Annotated in this window: 17 protein-coding genes; 14 read left to right on the top strand and 3 right to left on the bottom strand. The window is 72.6% G+C overall.

Annotated elements, in window-relative coordinates:
• Positions 1–64 precede the first annotated feature (64 nt).
• From ACGFRF_RS14270 to ACGFRF_RS14240, 7 genes are all read left to right on the top strand, one after another.
• Complete coding sequence (locus ACGFRF_RS14270; protein WP_393739597.1) at positions 65–409, top strand: YbaB/EbfC family nucleoid-associated protein; 345 nt, start codon at positions 65–67, stop codon at positions 407–409.
• Between the two features lie 119 nt (positions 410–528).
• A complete protein-coding gene (gene recR, locus ACGFRF_RS14265) occupies positions 529–1,128 on the top strand; it encodes a recombination mediator RecR (RefSeq protein ID WP_393739595.1) in 600 nt (199 codons plus the stop codon).
• On the top strand, positions 1,121–1,783 hold the full coding sequence (locus ACGFRF_RS14260) for a DUF5063 domain-containing protein (RefSeq protein WP_393739593.1): 663 nt from the start codon (positions 1,121–1,123) through the stop codon (positions 1,781–1,783). The genes recR and ACGFRF_RS14260 overlap by 8 nt, the downstream gene beginning before the upstream one ends.
• Before the next feature lie 212 nt (positions 1,784–1,995).
• Positions 1,996–3,267 (top strand): aspartate kinase, encoded by a 1,272-nt coding sequence (locus ACGFRF_RS14255; RefSeq protein WP_393739591.1) that lies wholly within the window; start codon positions 1,996–1,998, stop codon positions 3,265–3,267.
• A complete protein-coding gene (locus ACGFRF_RS14250) occupies positions 3,267–4,325 on the top strand; it encodes an aspartate-semialdehyde dehydrogenase (protein WP_393739589.1) in 1,059 nt (352 codons plus the stop codon). Before ACGFRF_RS14255 ends, ACGFRF_RS14250 begins: the two co-directional genes overlap by 1 nt.
• 361 nt (positions 4,326–4,686) lie before the next feature.
• Entirely contained in the window at positions 4,687–5,367 is a 681-nt protein-coding gene (locus ACGFRF_RS14245) for a SigE family RNA polymerase sigma factor (RefSeq protein WP_393739588.1), read from the top strand.
• 128 nt (positions 5,368–5,495) lie between these two features.
• Positions 5,496–6,566, top strand: coding sequence for a hypothetical protein (locus ACGFRF_RS14240; protein ID WP_393739586.1), 1,071 nt, complete (start codon positions 5,496–5,498; stop codon positions 6,564–6,566).
• A gap of 186 nt (positions 6,567–6,752) precedes the next feature.
• Here the strand turns inward: ACGFRF_RS14240 and ACGFRF_RS14235 are convergent, their stop codons facing one another.
• A complete protein-coding gene (locus ACGFRF_RS14235) occupies positions 6,753–7,538 on the bottom strand; it encodes an SURF1 family protein (RefSeq protein WP_393739584.1) in 786 nt (261 codons plus the stop codon).
• Positions 7,539–7,837: 299 nt separating this feature from the next.
• Between ACGFRF_RS14235 and ACGFRF_RS14230 the strand changes: the two genes are divergently transcribed.
• Positions 7,838–9,637: a prolyl oligopeptidase family serine peptidase gene (locus ACGFRF_RS14230; RefSeq protein WP_393739582.1), complete on the top strand. Its 1,800-nt coding sequence runs from the start codon at positions 7,838–7,840 to the stop codon at positions 9,635–9,637.
• A 140-nt stretch (positions 9,638–9,777) separates the two neighbouring features.
• Here ACGFRF_RS14230 and ACGFRF_RS14225 read toward each other — a convergent pair whose 3' ends face one another.
• Positions 9,778–11,619 (bottom strand): NAD-binding protein, encoded by a 1,842-nt coding sequence (locus ACGFRF_RS14225; RefSeq protein WP_393740138.1) that lies wholly within the window; start codon positions 11,617–11,619, stop codon positions 9,778–9,780.
• A 158-nt stretch (positions 11,620–11,777) separates the two neighbouring features.
• Here ACGFRF_RS14225 and ACGFRF_RS14220 point away from each other — a divergent pair, with 158 nt between their 5' ends.
• The 3 genes from ACGFRF_RS14220 (at position 11,778) to ACGFRF_RS14210 (ending at position 14,705) form a co-directional block, all read left to right on the top strand.
• The gene (locus ACGFRF_RS14220; protein WP_393739580.1) at positions 11,778–12,809 is read left to right on the top strand and encodes a permease; all 1,032 of its coding nucleotides are present in this window, start codon (positions 11,778–11,780) and stop codon (positions 12,807–12,809) included.
• Entirely contained in the window at positions 12,806–13,555 is a 750-nt protein-coding gene (locus ACGFRF_RS14215) for a TIGR03943 family putative permease subunit (protein WP_393739578.1), read from the top strand. Before ACGFRF_RS14220 ends, ACGFRF_RS14215 begins: the two co-directional genes overlap by 4 nt.
• Positions 13,556–13,649: 94 nt before the next feature.
• Positions 13,650–14,705, top strand: a complete 1,056-nt coding sequence (locus tag ACGFRF_RS14210) for a PH domain-containing protein (protein ID WP_393739576.1) — start codon at positions 13,650–13,652, stop codon at positions 14,703–14,705.
• Positions 14,706–14,717: 12 nt separating this feature from the next.
• On the opposite strand, the gene ACGFRF_RS14205 is transcribed toward ACGFRF_RS14210, so the two are convergent.
• On the bottom strand, positions 14,718–16,790 hold the full coding sequence (locus tag ACGFRF_RS14205) for an NAD(+) synthase (protein WP_393739574.1): 2,073 nt from the start codon (positions 16,788–16,790) through the stop codon (positions 14,718–14,720).
• Between the two features lie 195 nt (positions 16,791–16,985).
• Here ACGFRF_RS14205 and ACGFRF_RS14200 point away from each other — a divergent pair, with 195 nt between their 5' ends.
• The 3 genes from ACGFRF_RS14200 to ACGFRF_RS14190 all read left to right on the top strand — a co-directional run bounded on the left by ACGFRF_RS14200 (position 16,986) and on the right by ACGFRF_RS14190 (position 19,244).
• Positions 16,986–17,384, top strand: a complete 399-nt coding sequence (locus ACGFRF_RS14200; RefSeq protein ID WP_393739572.1) for a hypothetical protein — start codon at positions 16,986–16,988, stop codon at positions 17,382–17,384.
• Positions 17,385–17,484: 100 nt separating this feature from the next.
• The gene (locus ACGFRF_RS14195) at positions 17,485–18,453 is read left to right on the top strand and encodes an ATP-binding cassette domain-containing protein (RefSeq protein WP_393739570.1); all 969 of its coding nucleotides are present in this window, start codon (positions 17,485–17,487) and stop codon (positions 18,451–18,453) included.
• The gene (locus tag ACGFRF_RS14190; protein ID WP_393739568.1) at positions 18,450–19,244 is read left to right on the top strand and encodes an ABC transporter permease; all 795 of its coding nucleotides are present in this window, start codon (positions 18,450–18,452) and stop codon (positions 19,242–19,244) included. Before ACGFRF_RS14195 ends, ACGFRF_RS14190 begins: the two co-directional genes overlap by 4 nt.
• Positions 19,245–19,272: the final 28 nt, after the last annotated feature.

Genomic DNA, 19,272 nt, shown 5'->3' with positions numbered 1-19,272 from the left:
GGCTCGTGCACAGCGGAGAAAGACGCCGGAGACAGGCGTCGGAGAAGACAGCGAGGAGCTGATCGTGATCCCCGGTGGTGGCCAGCCCAACATGCAGCAGCTGCTCCAGCAGGCCCAGAAGATGCAGCAGGACCTGCAGCGGGCGCAGGAGGAACTGGCGAACACGGAGGTCGACGGGCAGGCGGGCGGCGGTCTGGTGAAGGCCACCGTGACGGGCTCCGGTGAGCTGCGCGCGCTCAGGATCGACCCGAAGGCGGTGGACCCGGAGGACACCGAGACCCTCGCCGACCTGATCGTGGCGGCCGTACAGGCGGCGAACGAGAACGCGCAGACGCTGCAGCAGCAGAAGCTGGGTCCGCTGGCCCAGGGTCTGGGCGGCGGCAGCGGTATCCCCGGTCTGCCCTTCTGACCGGCTGACACGCCGATCGTTCCGGTGTTCGCCACCGGTACGACACCCCCACCGCCTTCCAAGGAGAGGCGGCAGCCAACTACCGTACGTACCGAAAGGTCTCCAGGAAGGGCAGTCCGTTGTACGAAGGCGTGGTCCAGGACCTCATCGACGAGCTGGGGCGGTTGCCCGGCGTCGGTCCCAAGAGCGCGCAGCGGATCGCCTTCCACATCCTGCAGGCGGAGCCGACGGACGTGAAGCGGCTCGCGCAGGCGCTCCTGGAGGTGAAGGCGAAGGTCCGCTTCTGCGCGATCTGCGGCAACGTGGCACAGGAGGAACTGTGCAACATCTGCCGCGACGCCCGGCGCGACCCCTCGGTCATCTGCGTGGTCGAGGAGCCGAAGGACGTCGTCGCCATCGAGCGGACCCGGGAGTTCCGCGGGCGGTACCACGTCCTCGGCGGGGCGATCAGCCCGATCGAGGGTGTGGGCCCCGACGACCTGCGGATACGAGAACTTCTCGCGAGGTTGGCCGACGGGGCGGTCACGGAGCTGATCCTGGCCACGGACCCCAATCTCGAAGGGGAAGCGACGGCGACGTACCTCGCCCGCATGATCAAGCCCATGGGCCTGAAGGTCACCCGCCTGGCCAGCGGCCTCCCGGTGGGTGGCGACCTGGAATACGCGGACGAGGTGACCCTCGGCCGCGCCTTCGAGGGGAGACGACTCCTAGATGTCTGACGCCACGCTGCACGACACGACGCAGAACCCGGACGACTTCGTGGTCCAGATCGCGGACCAGGTCGAGAGCTTCCTGGTGGCCGTCACGGAGGTGGCGAAGGCCGACGAGCCCGAATCGGCGGTCCCCTTCCTCCTTCTGGAAATCTCCCAGATCCTGCTGGCCGGCGGACGGCTGGGCGCCCACGAGGACATCGTCCCCGAGGAGCGCTACGAGCCCGACCCGGGCCCCGAGCCGGACGTGGACGAACTCCGCGAGACCTTCGCCCGCCTGCTGGACCCCATCGACGTCTACTCCGAGGTCTTCGACCCGTACGAGCCCCGCAGGGCTCCCGTGCCGGCCCGTCTCTCGGACGACCTCGCCGACATCATCACCGACCTCCGCCACGGCATGGCCCACTACCGTGCGGGCCGCACCACGGAGGCCCTGTGGTGGTGGCAGTTCTCCTACTTCTCCAACTGGGGCCCCACGGCCTCCGCGGTCCTGCGCGCCCTGCAGTCCGTCCTGATCCACGTCCGCCTCAACCAGCCCCTGGAAGAACTCGACGGCCTCGACACCGACCAGGCCGCGATGGGCGACGAGACCCTGGAGTTCGAGGCGGGCCGGGTGATGGCGGAGGAGATCGGCGCCCCGCTGGGGATCCGGCCCGGGAAGTAGCGCTCGGCCGGTCGGTGTGAGCCGGGGCACGTTCGGCGTGCGGCGGCTCGTGCTGGGCAGGTTCCGCTTTCGAGCGGACGGGACCTCACCACGGGCCCCGCCGATGCCCTCACCGGCGTCCTCACGGGTGTCTCACCATGCGGGAGCAGGGTGGTGGAATTCGGACGCTCGATAGACTGAGCCGACACAAACGAACCGAGCGAGGAGCGCACGTGGGCCTTGTCGTGCAGAAGTACGGAGGCTCCTCCGTAGCCGATGCCGAAGGCATCAAGCGCGTCGCCAAGCGGATCGTGGAAGCGAAGAAGAACGGCAACCAGGTGGTTGTCGTCGTTTCCGCGATGGGCGACACGACGGACGAGCTGATCGATCTCGCCGAGCAGGTTTCTCCGATGCCTGCCGGGCGGGAATTCGACATGCTGCTGACCGCCGGAGAGCGTATCTCCATGGCCCTGCTGGCCATGGCGATCAAAAACCTGGGCCACGAGGCCCAGTCGTTCACCGGCAGCCAGGCAGGCGTCATCACCGACTCGGTCCACAACAAAGCCCGGATCATCGACGTCACGCCGGGCCGCATCCGGGAGTCCCTGGACAAGGGCAACATCGCCATCGTCGCCGGGTTCCAGGGCGTCAGCCAGGACAAGAAGGACATCACCACGCTGGGGCGTGGCGGGTCCGACACCACGGCCGTGGCCCTCGCCGCCGCGCTCGACGCCGAGGTCTGCGAGATCTACACCGACGTGGACGGCGTGTTCACCGCCGACCCGCGCGTGGTGAAGAAGGCGAAGAAGATCGACTGGATCTCCTTCGAGGACATGCTGGAGCTCGCGGCCTCCGGCTCCAAGGTGCTGCTCCACCGCTGTGTGGAGTACGCCCGCCGCTACAACATCCCGATCCACGTCCGGTCCAGCTTCAGCGGGCTGCAGGGCACGTGGGTCAGCAGTGAGCCGATTGGGGACCAGAAGGTGGAGCAGGCCATCATCTCCGGTGTCGCGCACGACACCTCCGAGGCCAAGATCACGGTCGTCGGCGTGCCGGACAAGCCGGGTGAGGCCGCCGCGATCTTCCGGACCATCGCCGATGCCGAGATCAACATCGACATGGTCGTGCAGAACGTGTCCGCCGCCTCCACGGGCCTGACGGACATCTCCTTCACGCTGCCGAAGACCGAGGGCCGCAAGGCCATCGACGCCCTGGAGAAGAACAGGCCGGGCATCGGCTTCGACTCGCTGCGCTACGACGACCAGATCGGCAAGATCTCCCTGGTCGGCGCCGGTATGAAGACCAACCCGGGCGTCACCGCCTCCTTCTTCGAGGCGCTGAGCGACGCGGGTGTGAACATCGAGCTGATCTCGACCTCCGAGATCCGCATCTCCGTCGTCACCCGCAAGGACGACGTGCCGGAGGCCGTCCGCGCCGTGCACACCGCCTTCGGGCTCGACTCCGACACCGACGAGGCCGTCGTCTACGGAGGCACGGGCCGCTGATGGCGCCGACCGGAAAGCCGACGCTCGCGGTCGTGGGTGCGACCGGGGCCGTCGGCGCGGTCATGCTCCAGATCCTGTCCCAGCGCGCGGACATCTGGGGCGAGATCCGTCTGATCGCCTCCCCCCGCTCGGCCGGCCGCAAGCTGTCCGTGCGCGGGGAGGAGGTCGAGGTGGTGGCCCTGACGGAGGACGCCTTCGCCGGGGTGGACATCGCCCTGTTCGACGTACCCGACGAGGTCGCCGCCGAGTGGGCGCCGATCGCCGCGGCGCGCGGCGCGGTCGTCGTCGACAACTCGGCCGCCTTCCGGCTGGACCCCGATGTGCCGCTCGTGGTGCCCGAGGTCAACCCGCACGCGGTACGCACCCGGCCGCGCGGGATCGTCGCCAACCCCAACTGCACGACCCTGACGATGATCGTCGCCCTGGGCGCGCTGCACGCCGAGTTCGGGCTGCGCGAGCTGGTGGTGTCGTCGTACCAGGCGGTGAGCGGAGCCGGCCGGGCCGGTGTGGAGACGCTCAGGTCCCAGCTGTCCCTGGTGGCCGGCACGGAGCTGGGGACCAAGCCCGGGGACGTGCGGCGGGCCGTCGGGGACGACACCGGGCCGTTCCCGGAGCCGGTCGTGCTGAACGTCGTCCCGTGGGCCGGGTCGCTCAGGGAGGACGGCTGGTCGTCGGAGGAGATGAAGGTGCGGGACGAGTCCCGCAAGATCCTCGGACTGCCGGCGCTGCCGGTCGCCGTGACCTGCGTCCGGGTGCCGGTGATCACCACGCACTCGCTGACCGTTCACGCCCGCTTCCAGGGCGAGGTGACCGTCGACGGCGCCCGCGAGATCCTCGCCACCGCGCCCGGGGTGGTGCTGTGCGACGACCCGGCCGCCGGTGAGTTCCCCACGCCCGCCGACGTGGTGGGCACGGACCCCACGTGGGTCGGCCGGGTACGGCGGGCGCTGGACGATCCGACCGCGCTCGAACTCTTCGTGTGCGGCGACAACCTGCGCAAGGGGGCCGCGCTGAACACCGCGCAGATCGCCGAGCTGATCGCGGCGGAGGTCGGCTGAGCCGGGTTCTCGCCGTAAAGACGCCGGATGGGAGCGGATCCATTTGTAGGATCTCCGTAAGAAGTGTGTTCGGAAGCATGGTCCAGGCCACTTGAACCAGGCCGTGCGGCAGCAGAGGATTTTCCTCCCCGCCCTGCGCAACCGCGTGCAGGGCGGGGAGCGTCTTTGCGGTCACCCTTGCGGGACCTGAGGACGTGATGATCCTGGCGTGGGGACGCCGTGATCGGGGCGTGGGGACGCCCGTTCAAATGGGATATAGCGGAAGAGCGGGACGCATGACGGCACTTGAGGCACCGTCGGTTGTCGCACATGTGACGCCCGGCACGTACAACCCTGGCGGGGGGAAGCGTGTCCAACTGGCGTGGCAGAGGTACTCGAACTCCCAGCGGCCCGCGGCACGGCCCTGCGGCCGCCCCGTGCGGCGCTCCGGTCCCGCACGCCCGGCGGCATGCCGGTGATCGCGCCCATGCCCGCAGCGCGGCCCGCCCGCATACCCAGTCAGCGCGACGGTGCCGACGAGACCACGGCGGACGCGGACACCGCGGTCGCCGGCACCACCGTCGACCACCTCACCGAGACCTACCGGGCGCACTACCGCTCGCTGCTGGGCCTCGCCGCTCTCCTCCTCGACGACACCGCCTCCTGCGAGGACGTCGTCCAGGAGGCCTTCATCCGCGTCCACTCGGCCCGCAAGCGCGTCCGCGACCCCGAGAAGACCCTCGCCTACCTCCGCCAGACGGTCGTGAACCTCTCCCGGTCCACGCTGCGTCGGCGCATCCTCGGCCTGAAGCTGCTCTCCAAGCCGATGCCGGACATGGCGAGCGCGGAGGAGGGCGCCTACGACCGGCTGGAGCGCCGTGACCTCATCAAGGCGATGAAGGGGCTGCAGCGCCGCCAGCGCGAGGTCCTCGTGCTGCGCTACTTCGCGGACATGACCGAGGCCCAGGTCGCCGAGAGCCTCGGGATATCCCTGGGTTCGGTGAAGGCGTACGGCTCACGGGGCATCGCCGCGCTGCGGGTGGCCATGGAGGCACCGGCATGAGCGGACGCGCCGAAGGGGGCGATCCCGATGCCGGCCACTCGCCCGGACCGTACGAGCGCCACGTCCGGCACGAACCGACGAAGCAGCATGAGCAAGAGCACACGCAATCGCACGCTGGGAACGGAACTGTGAACCACGGCCCCGACGAAAAGGGCCCCGAGAGGCTCGACCCGGATCTCGACGGATTCGACCCGGACGAGCTGGCCCTGCGACGGATGTTGCACTCCGCGGTCGACGACATCGAGCCGCGCACCGGCACCCTGGACCATCTGCGCCGGGCCGTCCCCGCCCGGCGGGCCCGCAAGCGGCAGGCCGTCGTCGGCATGGCGGCCGCGGCCCTGTTCATCGGCACCGCGATCCCCGCCCTCGTGCACGTCTCCCACTCCGGCGGCTCCGACCCCAACACCGCCATGGCCGGCCAGTCCTCCCAGGCCCAGGGTGGCACCGGCCAGGGCAAGGACAAGGGCGCCGCCACGGCCGGTACACCCGATGCCGGCAGCACCAGCGTCCAGCCCGGCAAGGAGACCGGCAAGCCGGACGAGAAGGGCAAGGACGGCGGCGGCCAGGGCGGTGGCACCGGCGGCGCCGACCCCTCCGCGAGCCAGCCCACCGGCACCACCCCGCTGTGCACGGCGGCCCAGCTGGGCTCCGCCACCGGCACGGCCGACGCCCCCGACTCGGCGGGCATCGTCTACGGCACCTTCCGGGTCACCAACATCTCCTCCACCGCCTGCACCGTCGGCGGCGCGGGCACCATCGGCGCCACCGCACAGGGCGCCGCCGACCCGGCCAAGATCGTCCGGGCGCAGCACGTGGCCGGGGACGCGGCGACCATGCTGCCCGACCCCTCCCTGGAGGTGGCGGCACTGGTCCTGAAGCCGGGCGCGGCCTACGAGGAGAAGTTCGCCTTCGTGCCCTCGGAGACGTGCCCGCCCACCAACGGCAGCACCGACGGTTCGACCACGGGCGGTCCCAGCCCCGACCCGACGTCCACCGAGGAGACGGGCGCTTCCGGCAGCGCGGACAGCGGCAGCGCGTCCTCCGGTACGACCACGCAGCTCGCCACCGAGGATGGGACGGCCGACGGCAGCGTCCTCATCTCCCACAGCGCCCAGCCGGGCTCCCCGACGACATCGACGGTCGTCTCCGACGTGTGCGCGGGGACGGTGTATTACACCGGGGTGCTGGCAGGGGCGTAAGGCCCCGCCGGGTGCCGGCCGCCTCCCGGCCGCGGGCCCGTCGTGGCCGTCCCGCGGTTCCCCGCCCCCTTCGGGGGCGCTCACCCGGCTGCGGGCGGTCGGGCCGCCGGGGCGGCGCGGGTGGGCTCAGCCGCACCCGGCCGGCGCCGGTGAGCGACCCGGCTCCCGGCCCGCACCGGCACCGGTTCACCCGCTGACGACGGTTTCCCTTTCCTCCGGTACCAGGCCCAGTTCGGCGTCCCGCTGGAACTCCAGCTCCCGCCGCAGCAACCGGAACCACATGAACACCACGAAACCGGCGAAGACGAACCACTCCCCGGTGTAGCCGAGGTTCTGGAACGCCTTCAGATCCAGCCCCGTCCCGCCCGGCGCACTCGCGGGCACGGCCTTCATCCCCGAGTCGCCCTTGTCCAGGGTGACCCAGGCGTCGTACAGCTTGTACGGCACCAGGTTCACCAGCGACGCCGAGCTGATCGCCGCCGTCTGCCCGGCAGGGAGCCCGCCCTGCGCGCCGACCCCGTTGTCCCCCGGGGTCTCGGACGCCTGCAGCGCGCCGGTGACGGTGACCTCGCCGCTCGGCGGAGCGGGGGCCCTGGCCGCGTCCGCCGTGCCCGGCAGCCAGCCCCGCACCACGGGCAGGGCCTTGCCGGAGCCAGTACGCAGCAGGGTGAGTACGTAGAAGCCGCGCTTGCCGTCCAACTCCCGGTCCGGTACGAGCAGCTGCTCGCCGTACCGGCCGCTCGCGGTGACCCGCCGCCCCGAGGTGGTCTTGTCGACGGGCAGCATGCCGTCCAGCGGTCGCGCGCCCTCGTGCCGGTCGGAGGCGGCCTGCTCGGTCGCCGTGCGATGGTCCTGCACCCGCCCCTCGAACCGGCTCAGCTGCCAGGACCCCATGAAGACGCAGAACGGGATGGCGAGCAGCACGAAGACGTTGATGCCCCACCAGCGGGGTGTCAGCAGAAACCGGTACACGCCCTCCACGGTACGGCGCCCGCGCCGCAACCCCGCCCGGGGGTCAGCGTTCGGCGGCCCTCGGCGAGTTGATCAGCGGGATGCGCGGACGGTCCGCCGGGAGGCGGTGGTAGCCGTCGCGTACCGGGAGGTTCTCGAAGCGCGGGAAGAGCGACACAGCCGTTCGTCCTCCCGCCCGCCCTCGGGGAGGGCCGCGGAGGCGGTCGGTGCGCTCATGATCGCAAAGTTATCCACAGGCTGCGCACAACCGGCACCCGATTGTCGGCGCGACCAGGCAGTATGGGCGCATGACTGGGGCCATGAGTGAGAGCAAGTCGCCGGACATGCCGGACTGGGAGAGGCGCTTCCGGGCGCCGCGGGTGTCGCTGCCCGACTGGGCGGAGGACGCGCCGGACCGCTCCCTGTTCGTGTCGAACGCGACGGGCACGTACGAGCTGTACGCCTGGGACCGCGCCACGGGCGAGCAGCGGCAGGCGACGGACCGGCCGAACGGCACGACGGACGGCGTGCTCTCCCCGGACGGCGCCTGGATCTGGTGGTTCGACGACAAGGACGGCGACGAGTTCGGCATCTGGCGCCGCCAGCCCTTCACCGGCGGGGAGAACGCGCCGGCGGTGCCCGGCCTGGCTCCCTCCTACCCGGCCGGTCTGGCCCTGGCCCGCGACGGCCGCACGGCGGTCGTCGGCCGCTCCACGGACGACGAGGGGACGACCATCCACCTCGCGCGCGAGGGCGAGGACCCGGTCGAGATCTACCGGCACCGCGAGTCGGCGGGCGTCGGCGGCCTCTCCCACGACGGCTCCCTGATCGCCGTCGAGCACACCGAGCACGGCGACGCCATGCACGCGGCGCTGCGCGTGCTGCGCCCGGACGGCTCGGCGGTCATCGAGCTGGACGACACCGAGGGCGGCACGCGGGAGCTGGGCCTGGAGGTGCTGGGCTTCGCCCCCGTCGACGGCGACACCCGTCTGCTCATCGGCCACCAGCGCCGGGGCCGCTGGGAGCCGCTGGTGTGGGACGTGGCGACGGGCGTGGAGACGGACCTCGCCCTGGACCTGCCCGGCGACGTCGGCGCCGAGTGGTATCCGGACGGCTCCGCCCTCCTCATCGCGCACAGCTTCGAGGCCCGCAGCGAGCTGTTCCGCTACGACCTGGCGGCCGGCGAGCTGACCCGCATCCCCACCCCGCCCGGCACGGTCTCCGGCGCCACGGCCCGCCCCGACGGCAGCGTGGAGTACCTGTGGTCGTCGGCCGCCGAGCCCCCGGCGGTGCGTTCGACGTCCGGCGGCGTCGTCCTGGAGCCGCCCGGTATGGCGTGCCCGCCGTCGGTGGCGGGGGAGGACGCCTGGGTGGAGGGCCCGGGCGGCCGTATCCACGCCCTGATCCAGAAGCCGGCCGGTGCCACGGGCCCGCTGCCCACGGTCTTCGACCTGCACGGCGGCCCGACCTGGCACGACAGCGACTCCTTCGCCGCCGGCCCGGCCGCCTGGGTCGACCACGGCTACGCGGTGATCCGCATCAACTACCGCGGCTCCACCGGCTACGGCCGCGCCTGGACCGACGCCCTCAAGCACCGGGTCGGTCTGATCGAGCTGGAGGACGTGGCCGCGGTACGCGAGTGGGCCGTCTCCTCCGGCCTCGCCGACCCCGGGCGGCTGATCCTCACCGGCGCCTCCTGGGGCGGCTATCTCACCCTGCTCGGTCTCGGCACCCAGCCGGAGGCGTGGTCGCTGGGCATCGCGGTGGTGCCGGTCGCGGACTACGTCACCGCGTACCACGACGAGATGGAGTCCCTGAAGGCCATGGACCGCACCCTGCTGGGCGGTACCCCGGAGGAGGTCCCCGAGCGCTTCGCGGCGTCCTCCCCGCTGACCTACGTCGACCAGGTCAAGGCCCCGGTCTACATCTCGGCGGGCGTCAACGACCCCCGCTGCCCGATCCGCCAGATCGACAACTACGTCAAGCGCCTGGAGACGCGGGGCGCGACCCACGAGGTGTACCGGTACGACGCGGGGCACGGCTCCCTGGTGGTGGAGGAACGGATCAAGCAGGTGAGACTGGAGCTGGAGTTCGCGGAGCGGCACCTGGCGAGGGCGTGAGCCGTTCGCCGCACCCCTGAGCCGTCCCGCGGCTCGGCTGGGTCCGGCCCCTCTCCGGCCCCTCTCCGGCCGGGTCCACCGGCGAGTAGGGGCGGGCGTCGCGCGTGTGCGGGACGCCCGCCGACGTCCCGCCGGTTCTCTCAGCCCAGCTCGGCCAGCCCCCGGCGCGTGGCGGCCACCACGACCCGGTCCCCCTGGCTCAGCACATGATCACCGGGCACCGAAGCCTTCCCCTCCAACGCCAGCACCCGCCACGCCCCGGCCCGGAACGCCCCCGCCACGGTTCGCCCCTCCAGCTCCGGATGCCCGGCCACCTCGACCGCGGCGAACAGCAGCACCCGCCGCTCCACGGGAATCGCCCCCAGCACCTGGCGCCCCAGCATCGCCCCCGCGAAAGCCGGCGCGGCCAGGTGCGACACGCTCCGGCTCCGCGTGGAGGCCTGTGGATGCGCGGCCCGCAGCGTCCGGTACACGGCCGTGGCGAAGTCGTCGTCGTACAGCCGGAGCACCACGCGCAGGTCGGGCCGGACGGTCCGGGCGTAGAGGACGGCCTCCAGGTTGGTGGTGTCGGCACTGGTCACCGCGAGCAGCGCATGCGCCCGGTGGACTTTCGCGGACTCCAGCACGCCCTCCTGGGTGACGTCCCCGAGGACCACCGGCACCCGCAGCCGGCGCGCGGTCGCAAGTCCCCGCGCCTCCGGGTCGGACTCCACGCACACCACGGGAACGCCCAGTTCCCGCAGCCGGGTCAGCACCCGGGTGCCGATCTTCCCGAGCCCGAGCAGCACCACGTGCCCGCCGAGTCCACGCGGCGGTTTGCGCAGCGCTGAGGCCGTCCGGAAGGTGCCCAGCGCCTCGAGGACGGCCGCCAGCAGGACGGGCAGCAGCAGCAACCCGACCAGGCCGGACAGGAGTTGGAGGATCTGCCGGCCGAGGGACTCCCCGATGGCCGGGTCGTCGATCGCGAACATGTCCAGCAGCGTGAGATAGAAGGCCCGCAGCGGGTGGATGTCGGTCACCACCCACAGCGCGACGGCGAGCGCGACCACGCAGCCCACGAGCCCGGCCAGCGACCATCGCAGCCGCCGGGAGAACAGCGAGGCGAGCGAGGGTACGCCCCCCACTCCGCGGCCGGGTGCGGCCGACTCCGGTCCGCCCGCGGACGACACCTGTTCCAGCACCACGGCCGGCCGCCCGCCGGCTCGCCGCACCTCCTCGTCGTCCGGGAGCAGCCGCGGCTCCTGCTCCCCGCTGCCCTCCGAGCCGTCACCGGCGGGGTCGGTCCCGGCGGCGGAGAGCAGCGCGAGGGTGCACAGCCCGGGCCCGGCGCCCGACCCGTCCCCCCGCAGCGGTCGCTCCACGGCCCGCAGCAGCAGTCCATCGGTCTGGACGACCTTGCTGGTGCCGGCGACGGCGGTGGCGGCCAGCGCGGGCGCGGCGGTGTCGGCGTCGGACAGCACGGTCGTGGAGGCGTCGGCGCCCCCGTCGGCGCCGTCCCCACCGGCCAACCTGGCCACCTGGTCGAGGAGTTCCTCGATGTGCTGGCCCAACCGCCGGTTGTAGAGCCGCAGCACGAGCCGCAGCCGGGGATTGAGCCGGCGGGCGATCAGCGCGGCCCGGATGTTGGTCTCGTCGTCGTCGTACACGAGGGCCAGCGCGGCAGCCCGCTCCACCCCGGCCTCGGCGAACACGGCCTCGGTGAGCTGTGCTGCCTCCAGCACCCCCTCGGGGTCCGGGCGTTGGCCCGGTGTGCCGCCCGTGCCGGAGGCGGGCCCGTTGCCGCCGCGGCCGACGGAGCCGACCGCGGCGCTGACCACCCGGTCGAACAGCGCCGCCGCCGACGCGGCCCGGGCCCGTCCGACCACGGGGGGTCTGGCCGTCCGCTCGTCCGGCGGTACCACGAGGGTGACCTGCTCGCCGTAGACTCCGCGCAACTCGGCGGCCAGCCGGTGCGCGAGCCCGTCGTCACCGCACACCACCATGTGCGCCGGCGGGGCCCCGGGAGCCCCTTGATAGGGAACGCTCGCCACAAGGGGAAAGACTGCCCCAGCAGAAGGGTGGTTCCAGCGGCGGTCTGAACACCCACGCCGGAACCCGCGTACTGAGGGGGAGGGAGAGAACCAGCCGGAGGTATCCGCCCGTGGTCATCACCGAAGACGCCCCGCCCGGCGCCGAGGCCCCGGCCCCGGCGCGTTCCCGCGGCGAACGGCCGGGGACGGACGGCCGGCGGTTCAGCTCGCCGCTGGTGCTGACCCTGGCGCTGGTTCTGGCGGTGCTCGCCCAGTCCCCGATCCGCGGGGCCCTCGGCTCCCCGCCGATGCAGAGCTGGATGACGGTGTTCGTGGCGGTGACCGTGCAGGCGCTGCCCTTCCTGGTCCTCGGTGTGCTGCTCTCGGCGGCGATCGCGGTGTTCGTCCCCGCGTCCTTCTTCGCGCGTGCCCTCCCGCGCCGCCCGGCCCTGGCCGTGCCCGTGGCCTCGGTCGCCGGGGCGGTGCTGCCGGGCTGCGAGTGCGCGTCGGTGCCGGTGGCGGGCGCCCTGGTCCGCCGGGGCGTGACGCCCGCCGCCGCGCTGGCCTTCCTGCTCTCCGCGCCCGCGATCAACCCGATCGTGCTGACCGCCACCGCCGTCGCCTTCCCCCGTGACCCGGAGATGGTCCTGGCCCGGTTCCTGGCGAGCCTGCTGGTGGCGTGCGCGATGGGCTGGCTGTGGCAGCGGCTGGGCCGCACGGACTGGCTGCGCCCGCCGGCCCACGGCGCGCACGAGGGCGCGACCAGGGGCGAGACGTTCTGGAACTCGGTCCGCCACGACACCCTGCACGCCGGCGGCTTCCTGGTGCTCGGCGCGACGGCAGCGGCCACGCTGAAGGCGGCGGCCCCGGCGACCTGGCTGCGCACGGCCGCCGACAGCCCCCTGTTCTCCATCCTCGCCCTCGCCGTCCTGGCCGTCGTGCTGTCGATCTGCTCGGAGGCGGACGCGTTCGTCGCGGCCTCCCTCACCCAGTTCTCCCCGACGGCCAAGCTGGTGTTCCTGGTGGTGGGCCCGATGATCGACCTCAAGCTCTTCGCGATGCAGGCCGGCACCTTCGGCCGTGCCTTCGCGCTCCGCTTCGCGCCCGCCACGTTCGCGCTGGCCGTCGTGGGCGCCGTACTGACCGGTGCGGTGCTGCTGTGAACCGCCAGGCCCAGGCGGCCGTCATGTTCCTGCTCGGCGCCGCCCTGCTGCACGCGGGCGCCACCGACCTGTACCTGCGCTACGTCAAGGCGGGCCTGCGCCCGCTGCTGCTGGCCTCGGGCGCGGTCCTGATCGCGGCGGCGCTGGCGACGGCCTGGTACGAACGCAAGCGCGGCAAGGCGGCCGACGCGGGCCGTGCCCACCCCGGAGCCGGCCGCGAGGCCGCCGGTCACACCCACCCCGAACCCCGTGTGGCGTGGCTGCTGTTGCTGCCCCTGCTCGCGCTCATCCTGATCGCCCCGCCGGCTCTCGGCTCCTACAGCGCGGTGCGCTCCGGTACGGCGCTGCAGAAGCCGTACGCCTACGGCCCGCTGCCCGCCGGGGACCCGGTCCCGCTCTCCGTGGTCGACTACGCCTCCCGCGCCGCCTACGACCACGGCCGCTCCCTGCACGGCCGCCACGTCCGCGTCACCGGTTTCCTCGCCCTGGACCGCGCGGGCACGCCCTACCTGGTCCGTATGGCCCTCAACTGCTGTGCCGCGGACGCCCAGCCGGTGAAGATCGCGCTGTCCGGCGCGCTGCCCCCGGTCCTCCGCCCGGACGCCTGGCTGGAGGTGACGGGCACGTACAGCCCCCGCCTGACCCATGACCCGGTCAACGACGGTCCCATCCCGTACCTGAGGGTCACGACGGCCCGCCCGGTCCCGGTACCGCACGACCCGTACGACGAGACCTGGAACACCTGAGCGCGCCGACGTCGGGACACGGCAGCGCAACGCCCTGCGGGATTGCCGGACTCGGCACAAGAACGGCCGCGCGTCCGGCGGGACAATCGCGCGCATGAACACCCAGGAAGCCGTCCGCCGCGGCGGGTGGGCGGGTTGGCCGGTCCTCGGCGCGCTGCTGCTCGCGGCGGCGGCACTGGCCGTGTCCTTCGTACCGGACGCCACGGCGTACGAGCGGGCGTGGCGGACGGCGGCCCCCTGCCCGGCCGGGGCGCCCGCGACCGGGCCCGACGACTGTCTGAGGACCGTCCCGGCCGTGATCGCGCGCACCGATCCCCGCCCGCCCAGGCAGCGCAGCCTGCTGTACTTCGCCGGTGGCCGGCCGACGGCGAAGCTGGAGGTGTCGTCCGAGGCCGCCGGGGCGTTCGAAGCCGGTGACCGGGTGCGACTGACCTTCTGGCGCGGCGAGGTGATGAAGGTCGCCGGAGTGCGCTACGTCTGGCACGAGCACGTCCCCACCGGCGGGAGCGTGGCCGTCACCGCGGCCGTGCTCGCCCTGGCCGCGGGCTGTCCCGGCGCGCAGGTGCTGCTGCGGCTGCGCGGGCGCCGGCGGCCCGCCGACGAGGTCCTGCCGTCGGCGCTGCCGTACGCGGGGGCGCTCGCCGGTACCGGGGCGTGGCTGCTGCCGCTCTGCTACCGCCACCCCACGACCCTGCTCGGTTCCGCGGAGTCCCTCACGTGGCTGTCCGCCGGGTCGCTGGTCACCGTGGCCCTGTTCGCCCTGGCCTGGCGGGCCACGCGGATCCGCCTGCCCGAAGAGTCCGTGGCACCCCGGCTCGGCGATGACGATGACGGGGAGGTGTTCGTGCCGGCCCGCTTCCTGGAGCCCACCGACTACAACCCGCACGGCTTCGGCACCCACATCGTCCTCGGGGACGACGGGCCCGCGGTGACACCGCACCCCGGCCCCGGCCGGTTCGCGGCCCGACGCATCCCGGTGGAGCGGCTCACCGTGACGACCGTGCGGCGCGCCCGGGCCGGCGACGGCGACACCGTCCCGCGCGGCTGGCACATCGCCGAACTCGACGACGCCGGCACTCCGGTGCGTCTCGCCGCCGCCCCCGACGACCTCGCGCGCGTCCTCCGTGCGCTGCGACCCGCGAGGACGTGAGCAAACCGGCGGCTAGGTGTATCGACCCGTGGCCGCGTCGTCGAGGTCGAACCGCTCGAGGTCACGCAGCCAGGCGTGGGCGTTGCCGTCGGACGGGGCCCGCCAGTCACCGCGCGGCGACAGCGAACCGCCGGCCGAGACCTTCGGCCCGTTCGGCATGGCGGAGCGCTTGAACTGCGAGAACGCGAAGAAGCGACGGCAGAACACCTCCAGCCAGTGCCGGATCTCCGCCAGGTCGTACGCCACCCGCTTGGCCTCCGGGAAGCCCGGCGGCCAGGCGCCGGCGTCCGGGTCGTGCCAGGCGTGCCAGGCCAGGAAGGCGATCTTCGAGGGCCTGAAGCCGTAGCGGAGCACGTGGAAGAGGGTGAAGTCGTGCAGCGCGTACGGTCCGATCTTGGACTCGGTGGACTGCATCTCCTCGCCCGGCACCAGCTCCGGGCTGATCTCCGTGTCCAGGATCGCGGCCAGGATCCGGCCGGTCTCCTCGTCGAACTGGCCACTGCTGACGACCCAGCGGATCAGGTGCTGGATCAGTGTCTTCGGCACGCCGGAGTTGACGTTGTAGTGGCTCATCTGGTCGCCGACGCCGTACGTCGACCAGCCGAGCGCCAGCTCCGACAGGTCGCCGGTGCCGAGCACGATGCCGCCGCGCTGGTTGGCCAGCCGGAACAGGTAGTCGGTGCGCAGACCGGCCTGCACGTTCTCGAAGGTGATGTCGTACACCGGCTCGCCGGCGGCGAACGGGTGGCCGATCTCCTCGAGCATCAGCCGGGCGGTCGGCGTGATGTCCAGCTCGGCCGCGGTGACGCCGAGCGCGCGCATCAGCTTGTGGGCGTTGTCCTTGGTGTGGTCGCTGGTGGCGAAGCCGGGCAGGGTGAAGGCCAGGATGTCGCTGCGCGGCCGGCCGGCGCGGTCCATCGCCCGGGCGGCGACGATCAGCGCGTGCGTGGAGTCCAGCCCGCCGGACACCCCGATGACCACCTTCGGGCCGCCGATCGCCGCCAGCCGCTGCTGCAGCCCGGCGACCTGGATGTTGTAGGCCTCGTAGCAGTCCAGGGCGAGCCGGTCGGGGTCGGCGGGCACGAACGGCAGACGCTCGACGCGGCGGCGCAGCCCGAGGTCGGTGGCGGGCGGCTCCAGCTCGAAGGACACCGTCCGGAAATCCCCGGTCCGTGCGGCGTGGGTACGGCGGTTCTCGCCGAACGTGCCCATCCGCTGCCGCTCCTGCCGCAGCAGGTCGAGGTCCACGTCGGCCACCGCGTACTGCTCGCCCTGCGGGAAGCGGTCGGTCTCGGCCAGCAGGACCCCGTTCTCGTAGATCATGGTCTGGCCGTCCCAGGACAGGTCGGTGGTCGACTCGCCCAGACCGGCCGCCGCGTAGACGTACGCGGCCAGGCAGCGCGAGGACGCCGAGCGGCACAGCAGCCGCCGGTCCTCGGCGCGGCCGACCGTGATCGGGCTGCCCGAGAGGTTGACGAGGACGGTCGCGCCGGCCAGGGCCGCCTCGGCGCTCGGCGGCACCGGGACCCACATGTCCTCGCAGACCTCCGCGTGCAGCACGAGGCCGGGGACGTCCGCCGCCTCGAACAGCAGGTCCACGCCGAACGGCACGGTCGCGTCGCCGATCCGGATCGTCCCGCCGCGCTCGGCGTCGCCGCCGGCGATCTGCCGGCGCTCGTAGAACTCCCGGTAGTTCGGCGGGTACGACTTGGGTACGACGCCGAGGACGCGGCCGCGGTGCACGATCACCGCGCAGTTGTAGATCTGCTGGCGGTGGCGCAGCGGGGCGCCGACGACCAGCACGGGCAGCAGGTCCGCGGAGCCGGCCACCACGTCGGCGAGCGCCGCCTCGACGTCGTCGAGCAGCGCGTCCTGGAGCAGGAGGTCGTCGATCGCGTAGCCGGACAGGCACAGTTCGGGGAAGACGGCGACGGCGACGCCCTCGTCCGCGCACCGGCGCCCGTGGCGCAGGACCGCCTCGGCGTTGGCACGCGGGTCGGCGATGACGGTGTGGCCCGTGCACGCGGCGACGCGTGCGAAGCCGTGCTGATAGATCGACCAGAAGTTCAACGGGACTTCCCTCATGACTCCACCATGACTCCACGACACCACAGACCGCGCGGACGGATCTCCGCACCCCGCGCAGACCAAGCGGTCCTCCAACGAGCAGCCTAGATCCCCGGACCCGAGCGGCCCCCGGCGGACCAGGGCGGAGGTACTCGGGTGGACCTGAGTACCCGTGCTCTGGCCGGTGCCCGGACGAGCCGGAACGCTGGAGGCATGCGCCGAGAACCGAGAAGACACTTTTCGCAGTTGCTGTCCGTCCTCGCGCCGGCTGTCGTGGCGATGGCGGGGTGGGCGGCCTGGCTGGGCTGGGACCAGCAGCGTGACGTACACCCCGACGGTTCGACGACCGGCCCGTACGCGGCCTGGCAGGTGATCGGGCTGGTGCTGACGCTGCTGGCGCCGGTGTACTGGGCGGCGTCCCGGCGTCACTGCGCGGGCGCCGTGCTCGGCACCACGGCCGGCCTGACCACGGCCGCCTACGCCGACTGGTCGGACGACGCCAGCGGCCTCTTCGTGATCGGCGTCGGGCTGGTCATGGCGGGAAGCCTCGTCGTGACCACCGCCCTCTGCGCCGTGATCGCCTCCGTCACACGGGACCACCGCCTGGGCTGAGCGCCGCCGGCCTGCGGGTTTCAGCACTCCGCGGCCCTGTCCGGCGAGTTGAAACCGGGCTGATGCCACAGTGAACCGCCCGGGCCGCACGCTCTGCGGCATGACGACGGAACAGGAACTCGCGATCGCGGCCACCGGGCTGCGCAAGTCCTACGGGGACAGGACCGTCCTCGACGGCATCGACATCCAGGTACCCGCCGGCACGATCTACTCCCTGCTCGGGCCGAACGGCGCGGGCAAGACCACGGCGGTCAGCATCCTCTCCACGCTGATCTGCGCCGACGGCGGCCGGGCGCGGATCGCCGGGCACGACCTCGCCACCGAGGCACAGGCGGTCCGGGCCGCCATCGGTGTCACCGGCCAGTTCTCCGCCGTGGACGGCCTGATCACCGGCGCGGAGAACATGCTGCTGATGGCCGACCTGCACCACCTCTCCCGTGCCGAGGGCCGGCGGGTGACCGCCGGGCTGCTGGAGCGCTTCGACCTGGCCGAGGCCGCCAAGAAGCCCGCCTCCACCTACTCCGGCGGCATGAAGCGCCGCCTCGACATCGCCATGACCCTGGTCGGCAGCCCGCGGATCATCTTCCTCGACGAGCCGACCACCGGCCTCGACCCCCGCTCCCGGCACACGATGTGGCAGATCATCCGCGAGCTGGTCTCCGGCGGTACGACCGTCTTCCTCACCACCCAGTACCTGGAGGAGGCCGACCAACTGGCCGACCGCATCGCGGTGCTCAACGGCGGCCGGATCGTCGCCGAGGGCAGCGCCGGGGAACTCAAGCGGCTCGTCCCCGGCGGCCATGTGCGGCTGCGCTTCTCCGACCCGGTGACGTACGAGCGGGCGGCGACCGCGCTGCGCGAGACCACACGGGACGATGACGCGCTCACCCTGCAGATCCCCAGCGACGGAAGCCAGCGCGAGCTGCGCGCCATCCTCGACTGGCTCGACGCCGCCGGCATCGAGGCCGACGAGCTGTCCGTGCACACCCCGGACCTGGACGACGTGTTCTTCGCCCTGACCGGCAGCCCCGTACCCGCTCAGCCCGCCGACAAGGAGACCGTCCGATGAGCACCGCCGGCCACGCTGTCCGTGACAACCTGACCATGCTGCGGCGCAACCTGCTGCACGCGCGCCGCTACCCCTCCCTCACCCTGAACCTCCTGCTCACCCCGGTCATCCTGCTGCTGCTCTTCGTCTACGTCTTCGGCGACGTGATGAGCGCCGGCATCAACGGCGGACACGCGAACCGTGCCGACTACGTCGCCTACCTGGTCCCCGGCATCCTCTTCCTTACCGTGGCCATGACCTCGCTCGGCACCGCCGTGTCGGTGGCCACCGACATGACCGAGGGCATCATGGCCCGGTTCCGCACCATGGCGATCTCCCGCGCCTCCGTGCTGATCGGTCACGTGATCGGCAGCGTGATCAAGACGCTGATGGCTCTGGTGCTCGTCCTGGGCATCGGACTGGCCATCGGTTTCCGGCCGGACGCGACGCCGGTGGAGTGGATCGCGGCGGCCGGACTGATGGCGCTCGTCAGCCTGGCGCTGACCTGGATCGCGGTCGGCATCGGCCTGGTGAGCCCCAACCCCGAGGGCGCCAGCAACACCGGGACGCCCCTGGTGATGCTGCCGTTCCTGTCCAGCGCGTTCGTGCCGGTGGACGCCATGCCGGGCTGGTTCCGCTGGTTCGCCGAGTACCAGCCGTTCTCACCCTTCATCGAGACGCTGCGCGGACTGCTGCTGGGCAGTGAGATCGGCACGACGAACGCGGTGCTGGCCGTCGCCTGGTGCGTGGGCCTGACCCTGGTGGGCTACCTGTGGTCCAAGGCGCGGTTCGACCGCGAGCCGCGGCGGTGACACGCCGCGGCGGTGAGTGCGCCCGCTG

This window comes from Streptomyces sp. NPDC048521, assembly GCF_043199855.1.
Lineage (GTDB): Bacteria > Actinomycetota > Actinomycetes > Streptomycetales > Streptomycetaceae > Streptomyces.
The sequence above is the reverse complement of the archived record's forward strand: the minus strand, read 5'-3'. Positions and strand labels throughout refer to the sequence as shown.